The following is a 16,415-nucleotide window of genomic DNA, read 5'->3' as shown; positions in this document are numbered from 1 at the left end:
CGCCCAGGAGTTCCCTACGTGGACCAGTCACCCAGCCTTGCCCAGTCCTCCCCCACCGTGGGGACCGTCCGGGAGCACGACGGTGCTCTGGAGTGGAGCGGACGTCAGGAGACCGTGCGCATCGAGCCGTGGGGCCCGGACGCCGTCCGGGTCCGCGCCAGGATCGGAGGGCCGCTGCTCGACGGTCTGCCGGGAGCCCTGACCGACGGCCCGCCGGGCAGTTCCTTCGCCGTCAAGACGGAGCAGGGCGCCGGCGTGCTGGTCAACGGGGCTATCACCGCCGAGATCGACGCCGAGGGGCTGCTGCGGTTCACGGCGACCGAGGACGGACGTGAACTCCTCGCGGAGGAGCGCGCCCACTTCTGGTGGCCGGGCTCCCGCCTCTACACCCCGAACGGCAACGGCTACCACCGCCTGGAGCAGCGCTTCGCCGCCTACGACGACGAGAGGCTGTACGGCCTCGGCCAGCACCAGCACGGTCTCCTCGACCAGAAGGGCGCGGTCGTCGACCTGGTCCAGCGCAACGCCGAGGTCACCATTCCGGTGCTCACCTCCAGCCGCGGCTACACCCTGCTGTGGAACAACCCGGCGATCGGCCGGGTCGAGCTCGCGCGGACGGGCACCCGCTGGGTCGCCGACAGCGCCCGGCAGATCGACTACTGGATCACCGCGGGCGCCCCGGCCGCGGCACAGCGACGCTACTCGGCGGTGACCGGCCGGACGCCGATGCTGCCGGAGTGGGCGGCGGGGTTCTGGCAGTGCAAGCTGCGCTACCGCACCCAGGAGGAACTGCTCTCCGTGGCCCGCGAGTACAGACGCCGCGGCCTGCCGATCGACGTGATCGTCTGCGACTTCTTCCACTGGACGCACCTCGGGGAGTGGAAGTTCGACCCGGCCGAATGGCCCGACCCGGCCGCCATGGTCAGGGAGTTGGAGGAGCTGGGCATCAGGCTCGTCGTCTCGGTGTGGCCCTCGGTGTCGCCGCTGAGCGAGAACCACCTGCTGATGGAACAGCGCGGGTACTTCATCGGCACCGAGTACGGTCCGATGGCGCACGCCGACTGGCCGGACAAGGAGGTCGCGGAGCCCGTCCAGGTCGCCTTCTACGACGCGACGAACCCGGCGGCCCGTGACTTCGTCTGGTCGCGGGTGCGGGAGAACTACCTCGAGCCGTACGGGATCCGCTCGTTCTGGCTGGACGCGTGCGAGCCGGAGCTCAAGCCCGGCTTCTCGGCGAACCTGCGCTACCACGCGGGACCGGGCCTCGAGGTCGGCAACCTCTATCCGCGCGAGAACGCCCGCACCTTCTACGAGGGGATGCTGGCCGCCGGCGAGGAGGAGGTCGTCACCCTCAACCGCTCGGCGTGGGCGGGCAGTCAGCGCTACGGCGCGGCCCTGTGGTCGGGCGACATCGGCACCGACTTCGCCACGCTGCGGCGCCAGCTCGCGGCCGGCCTGAACACCGCGATGTCGGGCATCCCGTGGTGGAACACCGACATCGGCGGTTTCCACGGCGGCGACCCGGACGACGAGGCGTACCGCGAGGTCATGGTCCGCTGGTTCCAGTTCGGCGCGCTCTCCCCGCTGATGAGGCTGCACGGCTTCCGCGACCCCGGTATGCCGCTCGGTCCGTCGATGACGGGTGGCCCCAACGAGGTCTGGTCGTACGGAGAGCGGGCCGAGGAGATCCTGTCCTGGTACCTGGGGCTGCGTGAGCGCCTCAAGCCGTATGTGCTGGAGCAGATGCGCGCCGCCCACGAGGAGGGCCTGCCGCCCATGCGCCCGCTGTTCCTGGAGTTCCCGGACGACGGGGCGGCGTGGGAGGTCGCCGACGCCTATCTGTTCGGCCCTGACCTGCTGGTCGCGCCCGTGCTGGAGGCGGGTGCGACGAGCCGTACGGCGTATCTACCGGCCGGGGCGCGGTGGACGGACGCCTGGACGGGCGAGGAGTACGAGGGCGGGCGCACGGTGACGGTGGACGCGCCGCTGGAGCGGATCCCGCTGTTCCTGCGGGACGGCGCCGACCTGCCGGTGGCTCCGTGACGGTGAGGGGCGGCCGGGGGCCGACCGCGCCTGACGGCGCGGCCGGCCCCCCTGCCCGTGGACGTCAGCCGGCGCTGACGGACATGCTGTTGGTCCGGAAGTCCAGACCGCCGGCCGACGAGGTGATCTCGAAGCCGAACTGGACGTCACCGATGGTCTCGTTGCCCATCCAGCCCTTGGTGTCCTTGATCCACTTCAGGATCGGCAGGATCTGGACGCTCCCCGCGTTCGAGTCCGAGGTGCGCAGGAACGAGAAGACCTCGTTGGCCCCGTTGTCACCCTTGTAGACGTTCCAGGTGTGGCCGCCGAGGGTGACGGTCCCCTGCGGGCTGCCGAGCGGGCCGACGGCGCCGTGGTGGTTGACCCACAGCATGATCTCGTAGTCGTAGTCCGTGTCCCAGATGTCGTACGAGGTGTTGTACGCGCCGGACGACGGGACGGTGACGTTGTAGCTGCTGTTGAGCGAGCCGAGGGAGGTGATCGACTTGTTGATCACCTCCTTGGCGTTCGGGTAGGACTTGATGCCGCCGGTGCCCGGGTGGTCGGCCCAGACACCCCAGTTGGTGCCGGAGTTGGCCCAGGCGCACTGGCTGCCGGCGCCGGAGCCCCAGATGTTGTTGTAGAGGGTGTAGCCGTTCAGGCTCGTGTTGCCCCACTGGTCGCAGGAGTGCCAGACCGCTGCCTGGGCGGGGGCGGCGGCGAGGCCGACGGTGACGCCCAGCGCGAGGGCCGGGGCCAGGAGTGCCGTCAGGGTTCGCGTGGCGCGGGTGCGTGATGCCATGGGGTTCCTTCCAGGGTGGGGGGATGTGCCGGGGGGGGCTACCGCGCCATGACCCTCGTGAGGTCGATGACGCGGTCTTCTCCGGCGACGAGGTCGAGCGGCTCGGCGCCGGACGAAGTCCGGAGTTCGATGCGGTGTGTGCGCGTGGGGCGGAGGACGGCGCTCGCGTCGCCGTCGGAGGCCCAGGCGAGGTCGAGTTCCGCCCCGAAGCGGGTGCGTACGCCCGTGAGCCGGCCCGCCGGGCAGAACTCCGGGAGGGCCGGCAGCAGGACCAGCCGGTCGGGGGTCGACTGCACGAGCATCTCGATGAGTACGGCCGGGAGGGCGTGCGCGGCGTCCGCGTTGTAGACGTCGCGGTGGGGGTAGTGCGAGCTCATCAGGGACGTGTGGAAGAAGTCGCCGTCGAGTACCCGGCCGAGGGCGTGGGCCACCCGGGCGCCGTCGCCGAGCCGGGCCGCGATCAGGGCGTGGTGGAGGTGCCCGTGGGCGGAGTCGTTCTCGGCGCCTCGCAGTTCGAGGGCGCGGTGGGCGGCGTCTGCGAGTTCGGGGGTGTCGTACGGGGTGATCTCGTCGAGCGGCCAGACGCCGTAGAGGTGGCTGAGGTGGCGGTGGTCGTAGGAGTCGGCCAGGCCGGGCCGGGCCCATTCGGCAAGGGCGCCGTCGTCGTTGATCCGGTGCGGTGGGAGGCGGTCGGCGAGGGCGCGCCAGCGGTCGGCGTGCTCGGGGTGGCGGTCGGCGGCGGTCAGCAGGGCGTGCCGGGCGGCGGAGAGGTCCATGGCCGCGTCGACCGTGCCCCAACCGGCGTTCGCGGGCCGGTTCTCGGGCGAGTAGGAGGGGACGACGACCACACGGCCGCTCTCGTCGGTCCGGGTGAGGAAGTCCTCGTAGAACAGGGCGACTTCGGCGAGCACGGCACTGGTGCGGGGGTCGCGGACGCCGCGGGTCTCGTCGTGGTCGACGAGCGGCTTGAGCAGCCAGTCGGCGCCCGCCGTCCACAGGTGCAGGGGGTACTCGCGGCTGAAGTGGTACGTGTGCCCGGATTCGCCGTCGGTGTGGGAGGGCGCGACGACGCCCCGGGCCCCGAAGATGGCGCGGGCGTTGTCCCGCCAGTCCGGAAGCTGCCGGTGGACCAGCGCGGCGTGGGCTTCGGTGACCTCAGGGAGCGCGGCGGCCGCGGCGGAGGCGATCTGCAGATTGAGGTTGGCGTTCGTGGTGAAGGCGCCGGACCATGCGGTGTTCCAGTCGCCGGTCCACAGGCCGACCAGACGGGGCGGCAGCATGCCGCTGGACGACAGCAGGTGGTAGCGGCCCGCCGCGAAGAGCCGTTCCAGCAGGGCGGGGCCGGCCGGCCCGCGGAGCAGTTCGCTGCCGGGCAGATCCCGCTCCACCGGGTCGGCGTCCAGACAGAGCCCGGCCCGCTCGTAGGCGTCGCGGTGCGGTGGGAGATGGCGGTCCAGGAGCCGTTCGTATGCGGGGGTGTTCACTGTGTCCGGCGCCGCGAGCGCCCGCAGGGCCGCCGCCTGCCCGGCCGAGGGGTCGACGGCCGCCGTGTGCCGCTCGACCCGGGTGAGCAGCAGCACCGCGGAAGCGTCGGTCACCCGTAGACCGTCGCGGGTCCGTGTCGTGCTCCCGCCGGTGACGGTGATCAGGGTGGTGCCGGTGAAGGAGGTCCGCCCGTTCGGGTAGTCGGTGCGCAGGCTCAGCAGGGCGGTGCCGGGACCTACGTGTTCCAGGGTGGTGCGGGTGAACCGAAGTCCGCCGGGGAGCCCGGGCAGTTGCTCGTCGAGCGTGAGCTCCGCGCTCAGGCCGCCCGGTTCCGTCCGGGTCCGGTGGACGATCACGTCGTCGGCGCGGGAGACGAACACTTCGCTGCGCCAGGCGCCGCGCACGGCGGTCACGACACCGGAGGTGAAGTCCACCTCCCTGCGGTAGGTCCCGGCGCCGGCGGAGCCCGCGGGGCTACGGCGGACGCGCACCTGGAAGGCGGGGTGGAACGGCTGCACCCACAGATGCGGGTGTCCGGCCCCGAAGCGTTCCGCCGCCGTCGTGTCACCGGCGAGCAGGGCGTCCTGCAGTTCCCGGAGCCCGGCGGCGAGTTCCGGTGGGCCGGCCGTCTCACTGCCGTTGGGGCACACCAGGCTGTGGTGGTTGACGACGACCCGCTCGTCGCCGGCGTCGCCGTACACCATGGCGCCGTGCCGGCCGTTGCCGCTGAGGAAGGCGTCCTCCCACCGCGCGGCGGGGCGCGGTTCCCAAGTCCCGTGCCTCACCCTTGTGTCTCCTGCAGTACGGCCGCGCCGTGGCGGTCGAGACGGACCGGACCGTCGACCCGGTCGCCGGTGAGCAGGTCCTGGTGGTGCCCCGGCACCGTGACCGTGACGGGTCCGGGAGCGTGGTTGAGCAGGAAGAGCAGGTCTCCCCGGCGTACGGCCTCCAGCCCGGCCGGCCGGTCCGGCAGCACGGGACGGACCCCGGCCTCTTCGGCGGCCTGTGAGAGCAGCTCCCGCAGCATCCCGGGGTCCGGGAGCGTCGAGACGTACCAGGCGCTGCCCCGGCGCAGGACGGCGGGCAGACCGGCGAGTTCGCCGCTGCTGTAGACGGCGACCGTGTCCGCGGTGGAGACCTCCAGCTCCTCCGACCACACCGTGCCGTGGAACGCGCCGGGTCCGTCGCAGGCGACCGTCTCGCCGGCGTCGAGCGGCCACCATTCGTGCACGGTCGCGATGCCGAAGAGTTCCCGCAGCCGCTCGTCCATGCCGCCGGGCCGGACGCGGTCGTCGCCGTCGGCGGTTCCGGTGAGGAAGCCGGACACGAGCGTGCCCCCGCGGCGCACATGCCCGACGAGATTGTCGACGGCGGCGTCGGTCAGCAGATAGAGGTGGGGGACGACGACGAGGCGGTAGGCGCTCAGGTCGTGCGCGGGGTGGGCGAAGTCGGTGGTGAGGCCCTTCTCCCACAGGGCACGGTGCCAGGCCCGGACGACGGCCGGGTAGTCGAGGCCGGTGGACAGCCGGCCCTCCTGGCCCCCCGCCCACCAGGAGTTCCAGTCGTGCAGGATCGCCACGTCGGCGGGCACGCCGGTGCCTGCGACATGCTCGCCGATCCCGGCGAGATCGGCCCCGATCCGCTTGATCTCCTGGTACGTGCGGCCCTGTTCACCGGCGTGGGTGACCATCGCCGAGTGGAACTTCTCCGCGCCCTGCCGGGACTGCCGCCACTGGAAGTAGCAGACGGCGTCCGCGCCGCGTGCCACGGCCTGGAGCGACCAGAGGCGGTTCAGGCCCGGGGGCTTGGGATGGTTCACCCCCCGGAAGTTCACCGGCCCCGCCGCCTGCTCCATCAGCATCCACGGCCCGCGCGCCTGTGAACGGGTCATGTCCTGGATCATCGCCCCGTACTGTCCGCCCAGCGGATCGCGCGGGTCCGGGTAGACGTCGACGGAGACGACGTCCTCCTCCTCGGCCCACCGCCAGGCGTCCTGACCGGTCCAGAAGGGCATGAAGTTGGTCGTCACCGGCAGTCGCGGGGTGTGCGCCGCGACGATGTCCCGCTCCGCGACGTAGCACTCGAGGAGCGCGTCGGAGGTGAACCGCCGGAAGTCCAGCGCACAGGCCGGGTTGCGCAGGTACTGGGCCTTGCGGGGCGGGATGATCTCCTCCCAGTCGTCGTAGCGCTGGCTCCAGAACGCGGTGCCCCAGGCCTCGTTGAGCGCGTCGAGGGTCGTGTACTTCTCCCGCAGCCAGCGGCGGAAGTGCCGGGCGGTGCCGTCGCACCAGCAGAAGGTGCAGTACTCGTTGTTGATGTGCCACATCCGCAGCGCCGGGTGGTCGCCGTAGCGTGCCGCGAGGTCTTCGCTGATCGCCGCCGCGTACTCCCGGTAGACCGGCGAGCTCGGGCAGAAGTGCTGGCGGGACCCGTACCAGATCACCGAGCCGTCCTCGCCGCGCGGCAGGGTCTCGGGATGGCGTGAGCCCATCCACGGCGGCGGCGAGGCGGTCGGCGTGGCGAGGACGATCCCGATGCCGTTGCCGTGCATCAGGTCCGTCAGCCGGTCGAGCCGGCCGAACTCGCGTGCTCCGGGGCGGGGTTCGATCGTCGCCCAGGAGAACACCCCGAGGGTGACGGAGTTGACCCCGGCCTCCTTCATCAGCCGTACGTCCTCGAGCCAGGTCTCTTCCGGCCACTGCTCGGGGTTGTAGTCGCCGCCGAAGAGCACACGGCGGCCGGTGGCGTCGTACAGGGAGGGCATGGGAGAACTCGCTTCGTCACGAAGTGGCTGGGGGAAGGGCGTCAGACGGGGTCGGCGTACTGGATGCCGCGGCCGTTGGTGCCCAGGTAGACGCGGCCGTGGAGGCGCGGATCGCCGGTGATGGTCTCCCCGATCCACCCCCACTGGTGGGCGTCGTCGTTGATCCGGGTCCAGGAGGCGCCTTCGTCGTCGGACCGGAGGACGGCGGTGATGTCCTCGGTCGCGCCGACCTGGAAGACCGCCGGGTAGTCGGCGCCGTCGGGGGCCTTGCCGAAGCCGAGGCTGTAGGAGGCCCAGCAGCTGGTGACCTTGGTGAAGGTCAGGCCGCCGTCGGTGGAGCGGAAAAGCCCGTTCCACTTGGCCGAGAGCCACAGGTCACCACGTCGGCCGGGCGCCGCGGCGACCTTGAACTGGCTGTCGCCGGAAGCCAGTCCGGCCGCGCCGGCGGTGAACGTGAGCCCGCCGTCGGCCGAGCGGTACACCGTGCCGGAGGCGGTGTCGTAGGCGTAGAAGCGACCGGCGTCGACCGGGTCGGCGACCGGGGTCGCCCCCTTCGGGAACGTCGGCACCTCCGTCCAGGTGTCCCCGTTGTCGGTGGAGCGGTGCGTCGCGTGCGTGGAGCCGTCCCAGTGGACGAAGGACCACAGCAGAACCCGTCCGTCGGCGCTCACCGCGATCGGCCCGGGAGCGGTGGCCGCGATGTCCGGCTGGCTCCTGAAGGGCCGCCAGGTCCTGCCGCCGTCGCGGGAGTACGCGCCGTTGCCACCGGAGGCCCAACCGGTCCGCACCACGTACGAGGGCCTGCCGGCGGCCACGGCGAGGCCGGTGGCGGTGCCGAAGACGGGGTTCTCCGCCATGCCGCGGGAGGGCGAGGCCGTGAGGGAGTCGTGGTACATGACGCCGATGTCGGCGAGACCGCTGATCAGACGGGCCCTGCCGGCGGGCGGGGAGATCAGCTGCCGTACGGAGCTCTCCTCCAGCCCGCGGATCTCCGGCGCCCAGTGGACGAGGTCCCGCGTCCCGTAGAGCGTGGCGCCCGTGCCGTAGACGATGTGCCGCGAGTCGAAGGGGTCGACGGCGACCGCCTGGATCCACCAGCCGAACTTGGGCAGTCGCTCGCCCCACCGGAGGTACGGCGTCTCGGAGACGTCCAGGACGGCGGTGTCCTTCAGGGAGGTCCAGCTGCGGCCGCCGTCGGTGGACCGGAAGACGGTGTCGACCTGCGCCCAGCGGTTGTTGGTCGTCACCACCACGGTGCCAGGGCGTCGGGCGTCGACAGCCACACCGCCGTAGGCGAAGGTGTCGCTCGAGCCGTCGTCGGCGGTTCCGCCGGGACGGACGGGGGTGACGTCGGTCCAGACACCGGTGGCGGTGTCGAGCCGGTGCACGCCGCCGTCGCTCTGGCCGTTCGGGCCGGGCGCGTCCGCGAAGGTGACGTAGAGCGCGCGGCTCCCCGCGTCGTACGCCGCGCGGATCGGCACACGGGCCGCCGCCCCGCCCGGCAGGCCGGGGACGTCCTCCCAGCCGACGCCGTCGAGGGTGCGGCGCAGCGTCGGACCGCCGTCGGCCCAGGACGCGTACAGCGCCCGTCCGGCGGCGACGAGAAACGTGATGCCCTGCCCGGTCGGGGACGGCTGGGCAGGGAAGTCGGCCCGTGCCCAGCTCGCGCCGCGGTCGGTGGAGCGCCACAGCCCGTCGTGGCGGCTGCCGAGCCACAGCGTGTCACTGTCCCGCGGGTCGACGATGAGTCGCTCGCCGGCGCCGCGGCCGTCCTCGTTGGCGCCGAGCTTGATCGGCAGGTCGGTACGCGCCCAGGTGGCTCCCCGGTCGTCGGAGCGCAGCACGGCGCCGTTGCCCGCCCAGCTCTGGGTGTAGGTGCCGACGGCGAGATAGAGGCGGTCGGGGTGGTGCGGGTCGACGGCCATCGCCTCGACGCCGAGCAGGTTGTGGTCGTCCCAGCCGAGGTTGTCGGTCAGCGGCGTCCAGGCCCGTTTGCGCGCGTCCCAGCGGTAGGCGCCGCCGATGTCGGTGCGGGCGTAGGCGAGGCCCTTGACGCGGGGGTGGAAGAGGACGCCCGTGACGAATCCGGTGCCGCCGATGACGACGTTGCGCCAGCGGTGCGCCTGGGTGCCCCGCGCCGCGGGATCGGGGCCCGCTGCCGTTGCGGTCGTGCGGTCGGTGGCCGTGGCCACGCCGTGCAGCAGGGGCAGGGCGGTGAGGCCGGCGCCGGCGCCGGCGGCGAGGACGGTGCGCCTGCCGGGGTTCGGTGGCAGGGACATGGCTGGTACCTCGATCCGTGAGGTGAGCGGGGGGTGTGGTGGTGGCCGCCGTGTCCGGCCGTGGTCAGGTACGGCCGGACACGGCGGCGGATCGTGGACGCCCGAGGAGGGCGCGCGCAGGCCACGGCGCCGCGGGAATCGGGGCGTCAGCCCTTGACGGCGCCGGTGAGCATGCCCTTCTTGAAGTGCCGCTGGACGAACGGCGACAGCACGGCGACCGGCAGCAGGGCGAGCACCATGACGGCCATCTGGATGGACAGGGGCGAGAGATGGCCGGTGTTGATCGCCTGCGCCAGTCCCGTCGGCCGTTCCTGCTTGAGGACCAGCTGCATCATCACGTTCTGCAGCGGCATCATGTCCTGGTCGCTGAGGTAGATCGAGGCGTTGAACCAGGCGCTCCAGTAACCGACCGCGTAGAACAGGGAGATGACGGCGAGCACCGCGCGGGACAGCGGCATGACGATCTGCCACAGGATCCGGGCGTCGCCGGCGCCGTCGATCCGCGCGCTGTCGATGAGTTCGGGCGCCACGCTCATGAAGAAGGAGCGCAGGACGAGGATGTTGAAGACGTTCACCGCGCTGGGGAGGATCAGCGACAGGTAGGTGTCGGTCAGCCCGAGCCCCTGCACCAGCAGATAGGTGGGGATGAGGCCCGCGCCGAAGAACATCGTGGCGAGCAGGACCATCAGCAGCGGCCGGTGCAGCACGGAGCCGCTGCGGGAGAGCCCGTAGGCGCACAGGACCGACACCGTCATGCTGAACAGCGTGCCGACGAGCGTGACACCGAGGCTCACCAGCGCCGCCCGGGTGACCTGGCCGCCGCCGAGCAGCTCCTGGTAGGCGACCAACGTGATGCCGCGGGGCACGACGACCAGGCCGCCCGCCTCCGTGATGGTCTTCACCGACGACACGCTGGTCACGACGACGATCCACAGCGGGAAGAGAACGGCGGCGCAGGCCAGTGCGAGGACCAGGCCCTTCGCGGCGAGCCCCGCGGGGCGCGGTTCCTCCTCCCAGGCCGGCCGCAGCCGGCCACGGGTCCCCTCGCGCCGCTTGACGCCCAGAACGTGGCTCATCGCTTGTACACTCCCTGTTCGCCCATCATGTGAGCGACCTTGTTGGCCGCCAGCACCAGGCAGAGGCCGAAGATTCCCTTGACGATGCCGACGGCGGCCGCGTAGCTGAAGTCACCGAACTGGATGCCGACGTTCCAGACGTAGGTGTCGAGGACCTCCGCGGCGGTGGGGCCGACGGCGGTGCGCTGGAGGAGGATCTGTTCGAAGCCCACGGTCAGGGCGTTGCCGACCTGGAGGACGAGCAGCAGGGCCACCACCGGGCGCAGCGCGGGCAGCGTCACGTGCCACATGCGCCGCCATCGGGAGGCGCCGTCCATCGCGGCCGCCTCGTACAGGTCGGGGCTGACGGCGGACAGCGCGGCGAGGAAGACGATGACGCCCCAGCCGGCGTCCTTCCAGACCATCTCGAAGGTGACGAGGAACTTGAACAGCCCCGGGTTCGTCATGAGGTCGATGCCCTCGTGGCCGTGTTCGCGCAGGGTCTGCGCGAGCATGCCGGCGCCGCCGAACATCTGCTGGAAGACGGTGACGACCAGGACCCAGGAGAAGAAGTGCGGCAGGTACAGGATCGCCTGGGCGACGGCACGCACCCGTGGCCGGACGAAGCTGTTGATGAGCAGTGCCAGCAGGATCGGCACGGGGAAGAACAGCGTGAGCTGCACCAGGAAGATCGCCAGGGTGTTGCCCAGCGCCTGCCAGAACAGCCGGTCCTCCACCATCCGCGCGAAGTGCTCCGCCCCGACCCAGGGGCTGCGGGCCATGGCCTGCCAGGCGTTGTCGCCGACATAGGGGTCGTAGTCCTGGAAGGCGACGACGTTGCCGAGCAGCGGTATGTAGTTGAAGACCAGCACCAGCAGCACGGCCGGCAGCGTCATGAGGATCAGCGTGCGGTCGCGCCGCAGCCGGATCCGCCAGGTGATCCCGCCCCCGCCGGCGGCGCGGCCGGGCGACCCCGCCTCCGGCGGTCCTGCCGGCGCCGGCCCGCGCTCCCCTGGCGGTGATTCCGTGCTGTCGTCGGTGGTACGGGCGGGACCCGCCACCTTGCTCTGCGACACGTTCTCTCTCCTCGCTCCCCGTCCGCCGGGCGGCCGCTCAGGACGCCTGGCCGCCGGACTCGTCGAGCAGCTTCCGGTACCAGTCGCGCAGCTGGTCGCCGCCGCGTGAGCGCCAGTCGGAGACGGCCTGCTGCATGTCGGCGATCTTCTTGCGACCGCGGACGATGTCCTTCTCGAGGTCCTCGAACTGGCTGCTCAGCTCGGCCCAGCGGTTCGGCTCCTGGACCTGCATGCCGTAGAAGAGGGGTTTGGTGAGGAAGGCGCCCATGCGCTGCTGCCAGCCGACCATGCCCTCGGCGACGTCCGGGTGGTTGGGGTAGGCGAAGAACTGCTGGGGGCTCGCGATGTATTCGTAGGTGGCGAAGACCTGGTTGTTGCCGGTCTCCGTCTTGGTGATCTCGTCGCCCTTGACGGTGTGGTGGACGCCTTCGACCCCGTAGGCCTTGAGGCGCTGTTCCTTGGTGCCGTAGGGGGCGGCGGTGAAGTTGGCGATCGCGAGGATGTCGCGGATGGTCTTCTCGTCGGCGTTCTTGTTGATGAAGGCCCAGATGTTGGACGGTGAGCCGGCGTAGAGGCGGGGCTCGCCTCCGTCGTGGTGGAAGTAGTCCATGGCGGCCATGGAGAAGTCCGGGTTGTCGCCGCGCTGGACCACGGTCTTGCCGTACCAGTCGGAGATGTCCGCGTTGTACATCCAGACCTTGCCGGCCGCGAAGAGGTTGCCCAGATCGCCGGTCTCCGCCTTGGCGTCGGGGTGGACGAGCCCTGCCGAGTACAGCGAGCGGGACCATTCGAGGGCTTCGAGGTACTCGTCGGTCTCGATGCGGTGGACCAGCTTGTCGCCGACGAGTTTCCAGCAGGTGGGCTTCTCGTCGAGGACGCCGAAGAACTTGTACGCGGCCCAGGTCATGTCGCCGCAGCCCCAGACCTTGTTCCTCGCGGAGGTGATCTCCTTGGCGAGGTCGAAGAACTCCTGGGTGGTGGTGGGTGCCTCGTACCCCTTCTCCTTGAAGAGGTCGACCCGGTAGAACGGCGCGATGTTGGGGATGTCGCTGGCAGGCATGGGCAGGCCGCGCAACTTGCCGCCGAAGACCGCCCGCTGCCAGGCGCCGGTGGGGATCGCCGCCAGGTTGGGGTACTCCTTGACCTTGTCGCCCGACAGGTAGGGGCCGAGGTCGGCGAACTTGTTGTTGATGGCGCTCGGTATCTTGCCGCCCAGTTCCCACGCGGGGACGACGACGGCGTCGGGTATGGAGCTGGAGGCGAGGACGGCGCCGAGCTTCTGTCCGTAGGTGTTGCCGTCCTGGTTCTGCCAGTTCACCTTGACGCCGATGGCTTCGTCCATCGCGGTCCAGTACGGATTGCCGGACTTGGGCGGCGTGCCCCACAGGGGAGCCATGACCGTGACCGTGCTGCCCTTGCCCAGCTTCTGCGGGACCGACACGGCGAGCTGCGACGCCGGCAGTGCCGTGGTGAAGCCCAGCGCGGAACCGTTCTTGCTCGGCACGTCGGGCTGCACGACGTCGGAGCCCACGAAGGTCGGCAGGATGTCCCGGAGCTTCTTGCCGGTGGTGGCGCCTTCGGTCCGGTCGCCGCCGGAGGAGCCGCTGCACGCACCGAGCAGCGGTACGCCGCCGGCGACGGCGACCGCGGCGACCGCTGTCGAGGCGAGGAACGATCTCCGGCTGGGGGCCTGGGCATTGGGCATGGCGTCAACCCTTTCCTCACGCGGGCAGCCGGCGGGCATGGATCGGCTTCGCGCATGTGTGTCGGCTTATGTGGCTGAGCTGAAGCGGGACGCTGTCGGAGCGCAAGCTCCCTGCAACGGTCTGTCGAAGCGCTTCGATGTTGCAGCGAGGTTAAGTGAGGATGCCGGGCCGTTCAAGAGTCGATGCGAAATTCACCGCAGCACTTTGCCGCTTGGCGCACTGGCCTGCACCCTGGCCGCACGGGCGGCCCGTGCCGGCTGGGAGTCTTGACACACCGGCCGAGGCGGCTCAGCATCGAAGCGCTTCGAAGCACGTCGAGCAAACCGGAACCACCGCCCTCGAGGGGACCCACGTGACCGAGACCCGACCGCCCTACCGCGACTCCAGCCTGCCCCTCGGTGAACGCGTCGACGACTTGCTCGCACGACTCACCGCCGACGAACGGATCGCGATGCTCCACCAGTTCGCGCCGGCGGTCGAACGCCTGGGCGTCGGGGCCTTCCGCACCGGTCAGGAAGCCCTCCACGGTGTGGCCTGGATGGGTCCCGCCACCGTCTTCCCGCAGGCCGTGGGAATGGGAGCCACCTGGAACGAGGACCTCGTACGCCGGATCGGCGAGGCCGTCGGGGCCGAGACGCGCGCGATGCGGGCGAACGACCCCCGAGTCGGGCTCAACGTATGGGCGCCCACGGTGAATCTGCTGCGCCATCCGCTGTGGGGCCGCAACGAGGAGGGCTACTCCGAGGATCCCCGGCTCACCTCCGCCGTCGCCGTCGCCTACACCCGCGGCCTGCGCGGCGACCACCCCGCCTACTGGCGCACCGCACCGGTGCTCAAGCACTGGCTGGCCCACAACAACGAGACCGACCGCGACACCTGCTCCTCCTCGGTCCGGCCGCGCGTGCTGCACGAGTACGACCTGCTCGCCTTCCGCGCGGCCGTACGGGCGGGCGCCGTCGCCGGCGTGATGCCGTCCTACAACCTCGTCAACGGGCGGCCCAACCACCTCTCGCCCCTGCTGCGCGAGCAGCTGCGCGGCTGGACCGACCGGTCCCTGGTGGTGTGTTCGGACGCCGGCGCCCCCTCCAACCTCGTCGACCCGGAGCACTACTACGACACTCACGAGGAGGCGACGGCCGCGGCCCTGCGCGCCGGGGTCGACAGCTTCACCGACCACGGTCAGGACTCCTCCGTCATCACCGGCCGGGTACGCGGCGCCCTCGAACAGGGCCTCATCGGCGAGAAGGACATCGACGACGCCGTACGCCGGCTCCTCACCATGCGGTTCACACTCGGCGAGTTCGACCCCCACCTCGACCCGTACGCCGACGAGAAGACCTTCGACACCCCCGAGCACCGCGCCCTCGCCCAGGAGGCCGCGGAACAGGCCGTCGTCCTGCTCAAGAACGACGGACTGCTGCCGCTGGCCGAGGGCACACGCATCGCGGTGGTCGGACTGCTCGCCGACGAGTGCAAACTCGACTGGTACAGCGGCACTCTGATCCACCGCGTCACCCCGCTGGAGGGGCTGCGCGCACGGTTCGGCGCCGGCAACGTGTCCTTCGCCGAAGGCGTCGACCGGGTGCGGCTGCGGACCGCGAGCGGCTGGGTGCGGGTGCCCGAGTCCTCCACCACCACCGAAGTACGCGCCGCCGACGGCGCGCTGGACCCGGCGCTGCTCGCCGGCCGCACCGACCTGCCACCGTTGACCTGCGGTGACGAGCCGACCGAGCTGGCGATGGCCGACTGGGGCGAGGGCCTGGTCACCCTCCGCGCCCCCGGCGGCTACCTGTCCGTCGCGGACGACGGATACGTGCGCGCTTCCGCCGACCAGCCCGGCGGCTGGGTCGTCCAGGAGACTTTCCGGCTGGAGGAGCACGGCGAGGGCCACCTCCTTGCGCATGTGGGAACGGGCCGGTACGTCTCTGTCGCCGCCGACGGCCTCAAGGTTGCCGAGGACGGTGATCTCTTCGACGTCGTCGTCACCGAACGAGGCGAGGACGCGGTGGCCGCGGCCGCCGACGCCGCCGACGCCGTCATCGTCGTCGCCGGGAACGACCCCCACATCAACGGGCGCGAGACCGAGGACCGCGGCACGCTCGCCCTCCCGGAGCACCAGGCGCGGTTGTGGCGCTCCGCCCGCGCGGCCAACCCCCGTACGGCGCTGGCCCTCGTGTCCTCGTACCCGTACGCAGTCGGCGACGCGCATGCCGCGCTGCCCGCCCTGCTGTGGACGGCACACGGCGGCCAGGCCGCGGGCACCGCGCTGGCGCGCGTCCTCGCGGGCGACGTCTCCCCTGCGGGCCGGCTGCCGCAGACCTGGTACGAGGCCGACGCCGATCTGCCGGACCTGTTCGACTACGACATCATCGGCAGCCGCCAGACCTACCTCTACTTCGAGGGCACCCCGCTCTACGCGTTCGGCCACGGCCTGTCGTACACGTCCTTCGCCTACGACGGCCTCACCGCCGGCCACGACGGCGAGCAGGTCACCGTCTCGCTCACCGTCACCAACACCGGCTCCCTCGCTGCCGACGAGGTCGTGCAGCTCTACACCCGGGCCCTGGACCCCACCGTGCCCCTGCCCTCACGGCAGCTCGCCGCGCACCGCAGGGTCCGGCTCGCACCGGGCGAAGGCCGGCGCCTCGACTTCTCGTTCCCCGTCACCGATCTGGGCTTCTGGGACGTCGCTCACGGGCGCTGGACGGTCGGCCCCGGCCGGTACGAGGTCCTGGCGGGCGCCTCCAGCACCGACATCCGGCAGCGGGCGGCCCTCGAGGTCGGCGGTGACGCTCCGGCTCCGCGCGTGGTGCTGGAGACGCCCCTCGACGCGGTCGACTACGACGAACAGCGCGGCACCGTGATCGTGGACCGGACCAGGATCTCGGGGGACGCTGTGACGACGGCGGGCGCGGAGGGAGGCGAACTGGTCTACCGGCGCTGCGACTTCGGCGAGGGCGCCACGGCCGTCTCGCTCGACGTCGCGGCGACCGGCCCCGGAACGCTCGCCCTGCGGACACCGGACGGCACGGCCCTCGCCACGGTCGACGTCACCGCGACGGGAGGGGTCCACGACTACGTCACCCTGCGCTCGGACATCCGGCTCGCCGGCGTGCAGGACCTCCACGTCGAGGTCAGCGGTCCGGTGCGTCTGGCGGTGATCGCCTTCGCCCGCTGACGGGGCGGCCGCCGCGGGCGGGCGGGGACCGGCCTGGCCGGTCCCCGC

At 71.5% G+C, this 16,415-nt stretch carries 9 protein-coding genes; 2 read left to right on the top strand and 7 right to left on the bottom strand.

From position 1 onward, the window contains the following. Positions 1–18: 18 nt before the first annotated feature. Positions 19–2,043, top strand: a complete 2,025-nt coding sequence (locus AB0K36_RS15980; RefSeq protein WP_364593929.1) for a glycoside hydrolase family 31 protein — start codon at positions 19–21, stop codon at positions 2,041–2,043. Between the two features lie 64 nt (positions 2,044–2,107). On the opposite strand, the gene AB0K36_RS15975 is transcribed toward AB0K36_RS15980, so the two are convergent. The 7 genes from AB0K36_RS15975 to AB0K36_RS15945 all read right to left on the bottom strand — a co-directional run bounded on the left by AB0K36_RS15975 (position 2,108) and on the right by AB0K36_RS15945 (position 13,188). Further along, positions 2,108–2,824 carry a glycoside hydrolase family 12 protein gene (locus tag AB0K36_RS15975; protein ID WP_364593926.1) on the bottom strand — a complete coding sequence of 239 codons (717 nt, stop codon included), beginning with the start codon at positions 2,822–2,824 and terminating at the stop codon, positions 2,108–2,110. 38 nt (positions 2,825–2,862) lie between these two features. Further along, positions 2,863–5,094, bottom strand: coding sequence for a glycosyl hydrolase family 95 catalytic domain-containing protein (locus AB0K36_RS15970; protein ID WP_364593923.1), 2,232 nt, complete (start codon positions 5,092–5,094; stop codon positions 2,863–2,865). Beyond that, positions 5,091–7,073: a beta-galactosidase gene (locus tag AB0K36_RS15965; protein WP_364593920.1), complete on the bottom strand. Its 1,983-nt coding sequence runs from the start codon at positions 7,071–7,073 to the stop codon at positions 5,091–5,093. Before AB0K36_RS15965 ends, AB0K36_RS15970 begins: the two co-directional genes overlap by 4 nt. Positions 7,074–7,114: 41 nt before the next feature. Continuing rightward, positions 7,115–9,352 carry a 1,4-beta-glucanase gene (locus tag AB0K36_RS15960; protein ID WP_364593917.1) on the bottom strand — a complete coding sequence of 746 codons (2,238 nt, stop codon included), beginning with the start codon at positions 9,350–9,352 and terminating at the stop codon, positions 7,115–7,117. A 146-nt stretch (positions 9,353–9,498) separates the two neighbouring features. Then, the gene (locus AB0K36_RS15955; RefSeq protein ID WP_364593914.1) at positions 9,499–10,428 is read right to left on the bottom strand and encodes a carbohydrate ABC transporter permease; all 930 of its coding nucleotides are present in this window, start codon (positions 10,426–10,428) and stop codon (positions 9,499–9,501) included. Then, a complete protein-coding gene (locus tag AB0K36_RS15950) occupies positions 10,425–11,483 on the bottom strand; it encodes an ABC transporter permease (protein WP_364593911.1) in 1,059 nt (352 codons plus the stop codon). The genes AB0K36_RS15955 and AB0K36_RS15950 overlap by 4 nt, the downstream gene beginning before the upstream one ends. A 37-nt stretch (positions 11,484–11,520) precedes the next feature. After that, complete coding sequence (locus AB0K36_RS15945) at positions 11,521–13,188, bottom strand: extracellular solute-binding protein (RefSeq protein WP_364593908.1); 1,668 nt, start codon at positions 13,186–13,188, stop codon at positions 11,521–11,523. A 353-nt stretch (positions 13,189–13,541) separates the two neighbouring features. Between AB0K36_RS15945 and AB0K36_RS15940 the strand changes: the two genes are divergently transcribed. Continuing rightward, positions 13,542–16,367, top strand: a complete 2,826-nt coding sequence (locus AB0K36_RS15940) for a glycoside hydrolase family 3 C-terminal domain-containing protein (protein ID WP_364593905.1) — start codon at positions 13,542–13,544, stop codon at positions 16,365–16,367. Positions 16,368–16,415: the final 48 nt, after the last annotated feature.

It is taken from the genome of Streptomyces kurssanovii (genome assembly GCF_040677245.1).
Lineage (GTDB): Bacteria > Actinomycetota > Actinomycetes > Streptomycetales > Streptomycetaceae > Streptomyces > Streptomyces kurssanovii.
The sequence above is the reverse complement of the archived record's forward strand: the minus strand, read 5'-3'. Positions and strand labels throughout refer to the sequence as shown.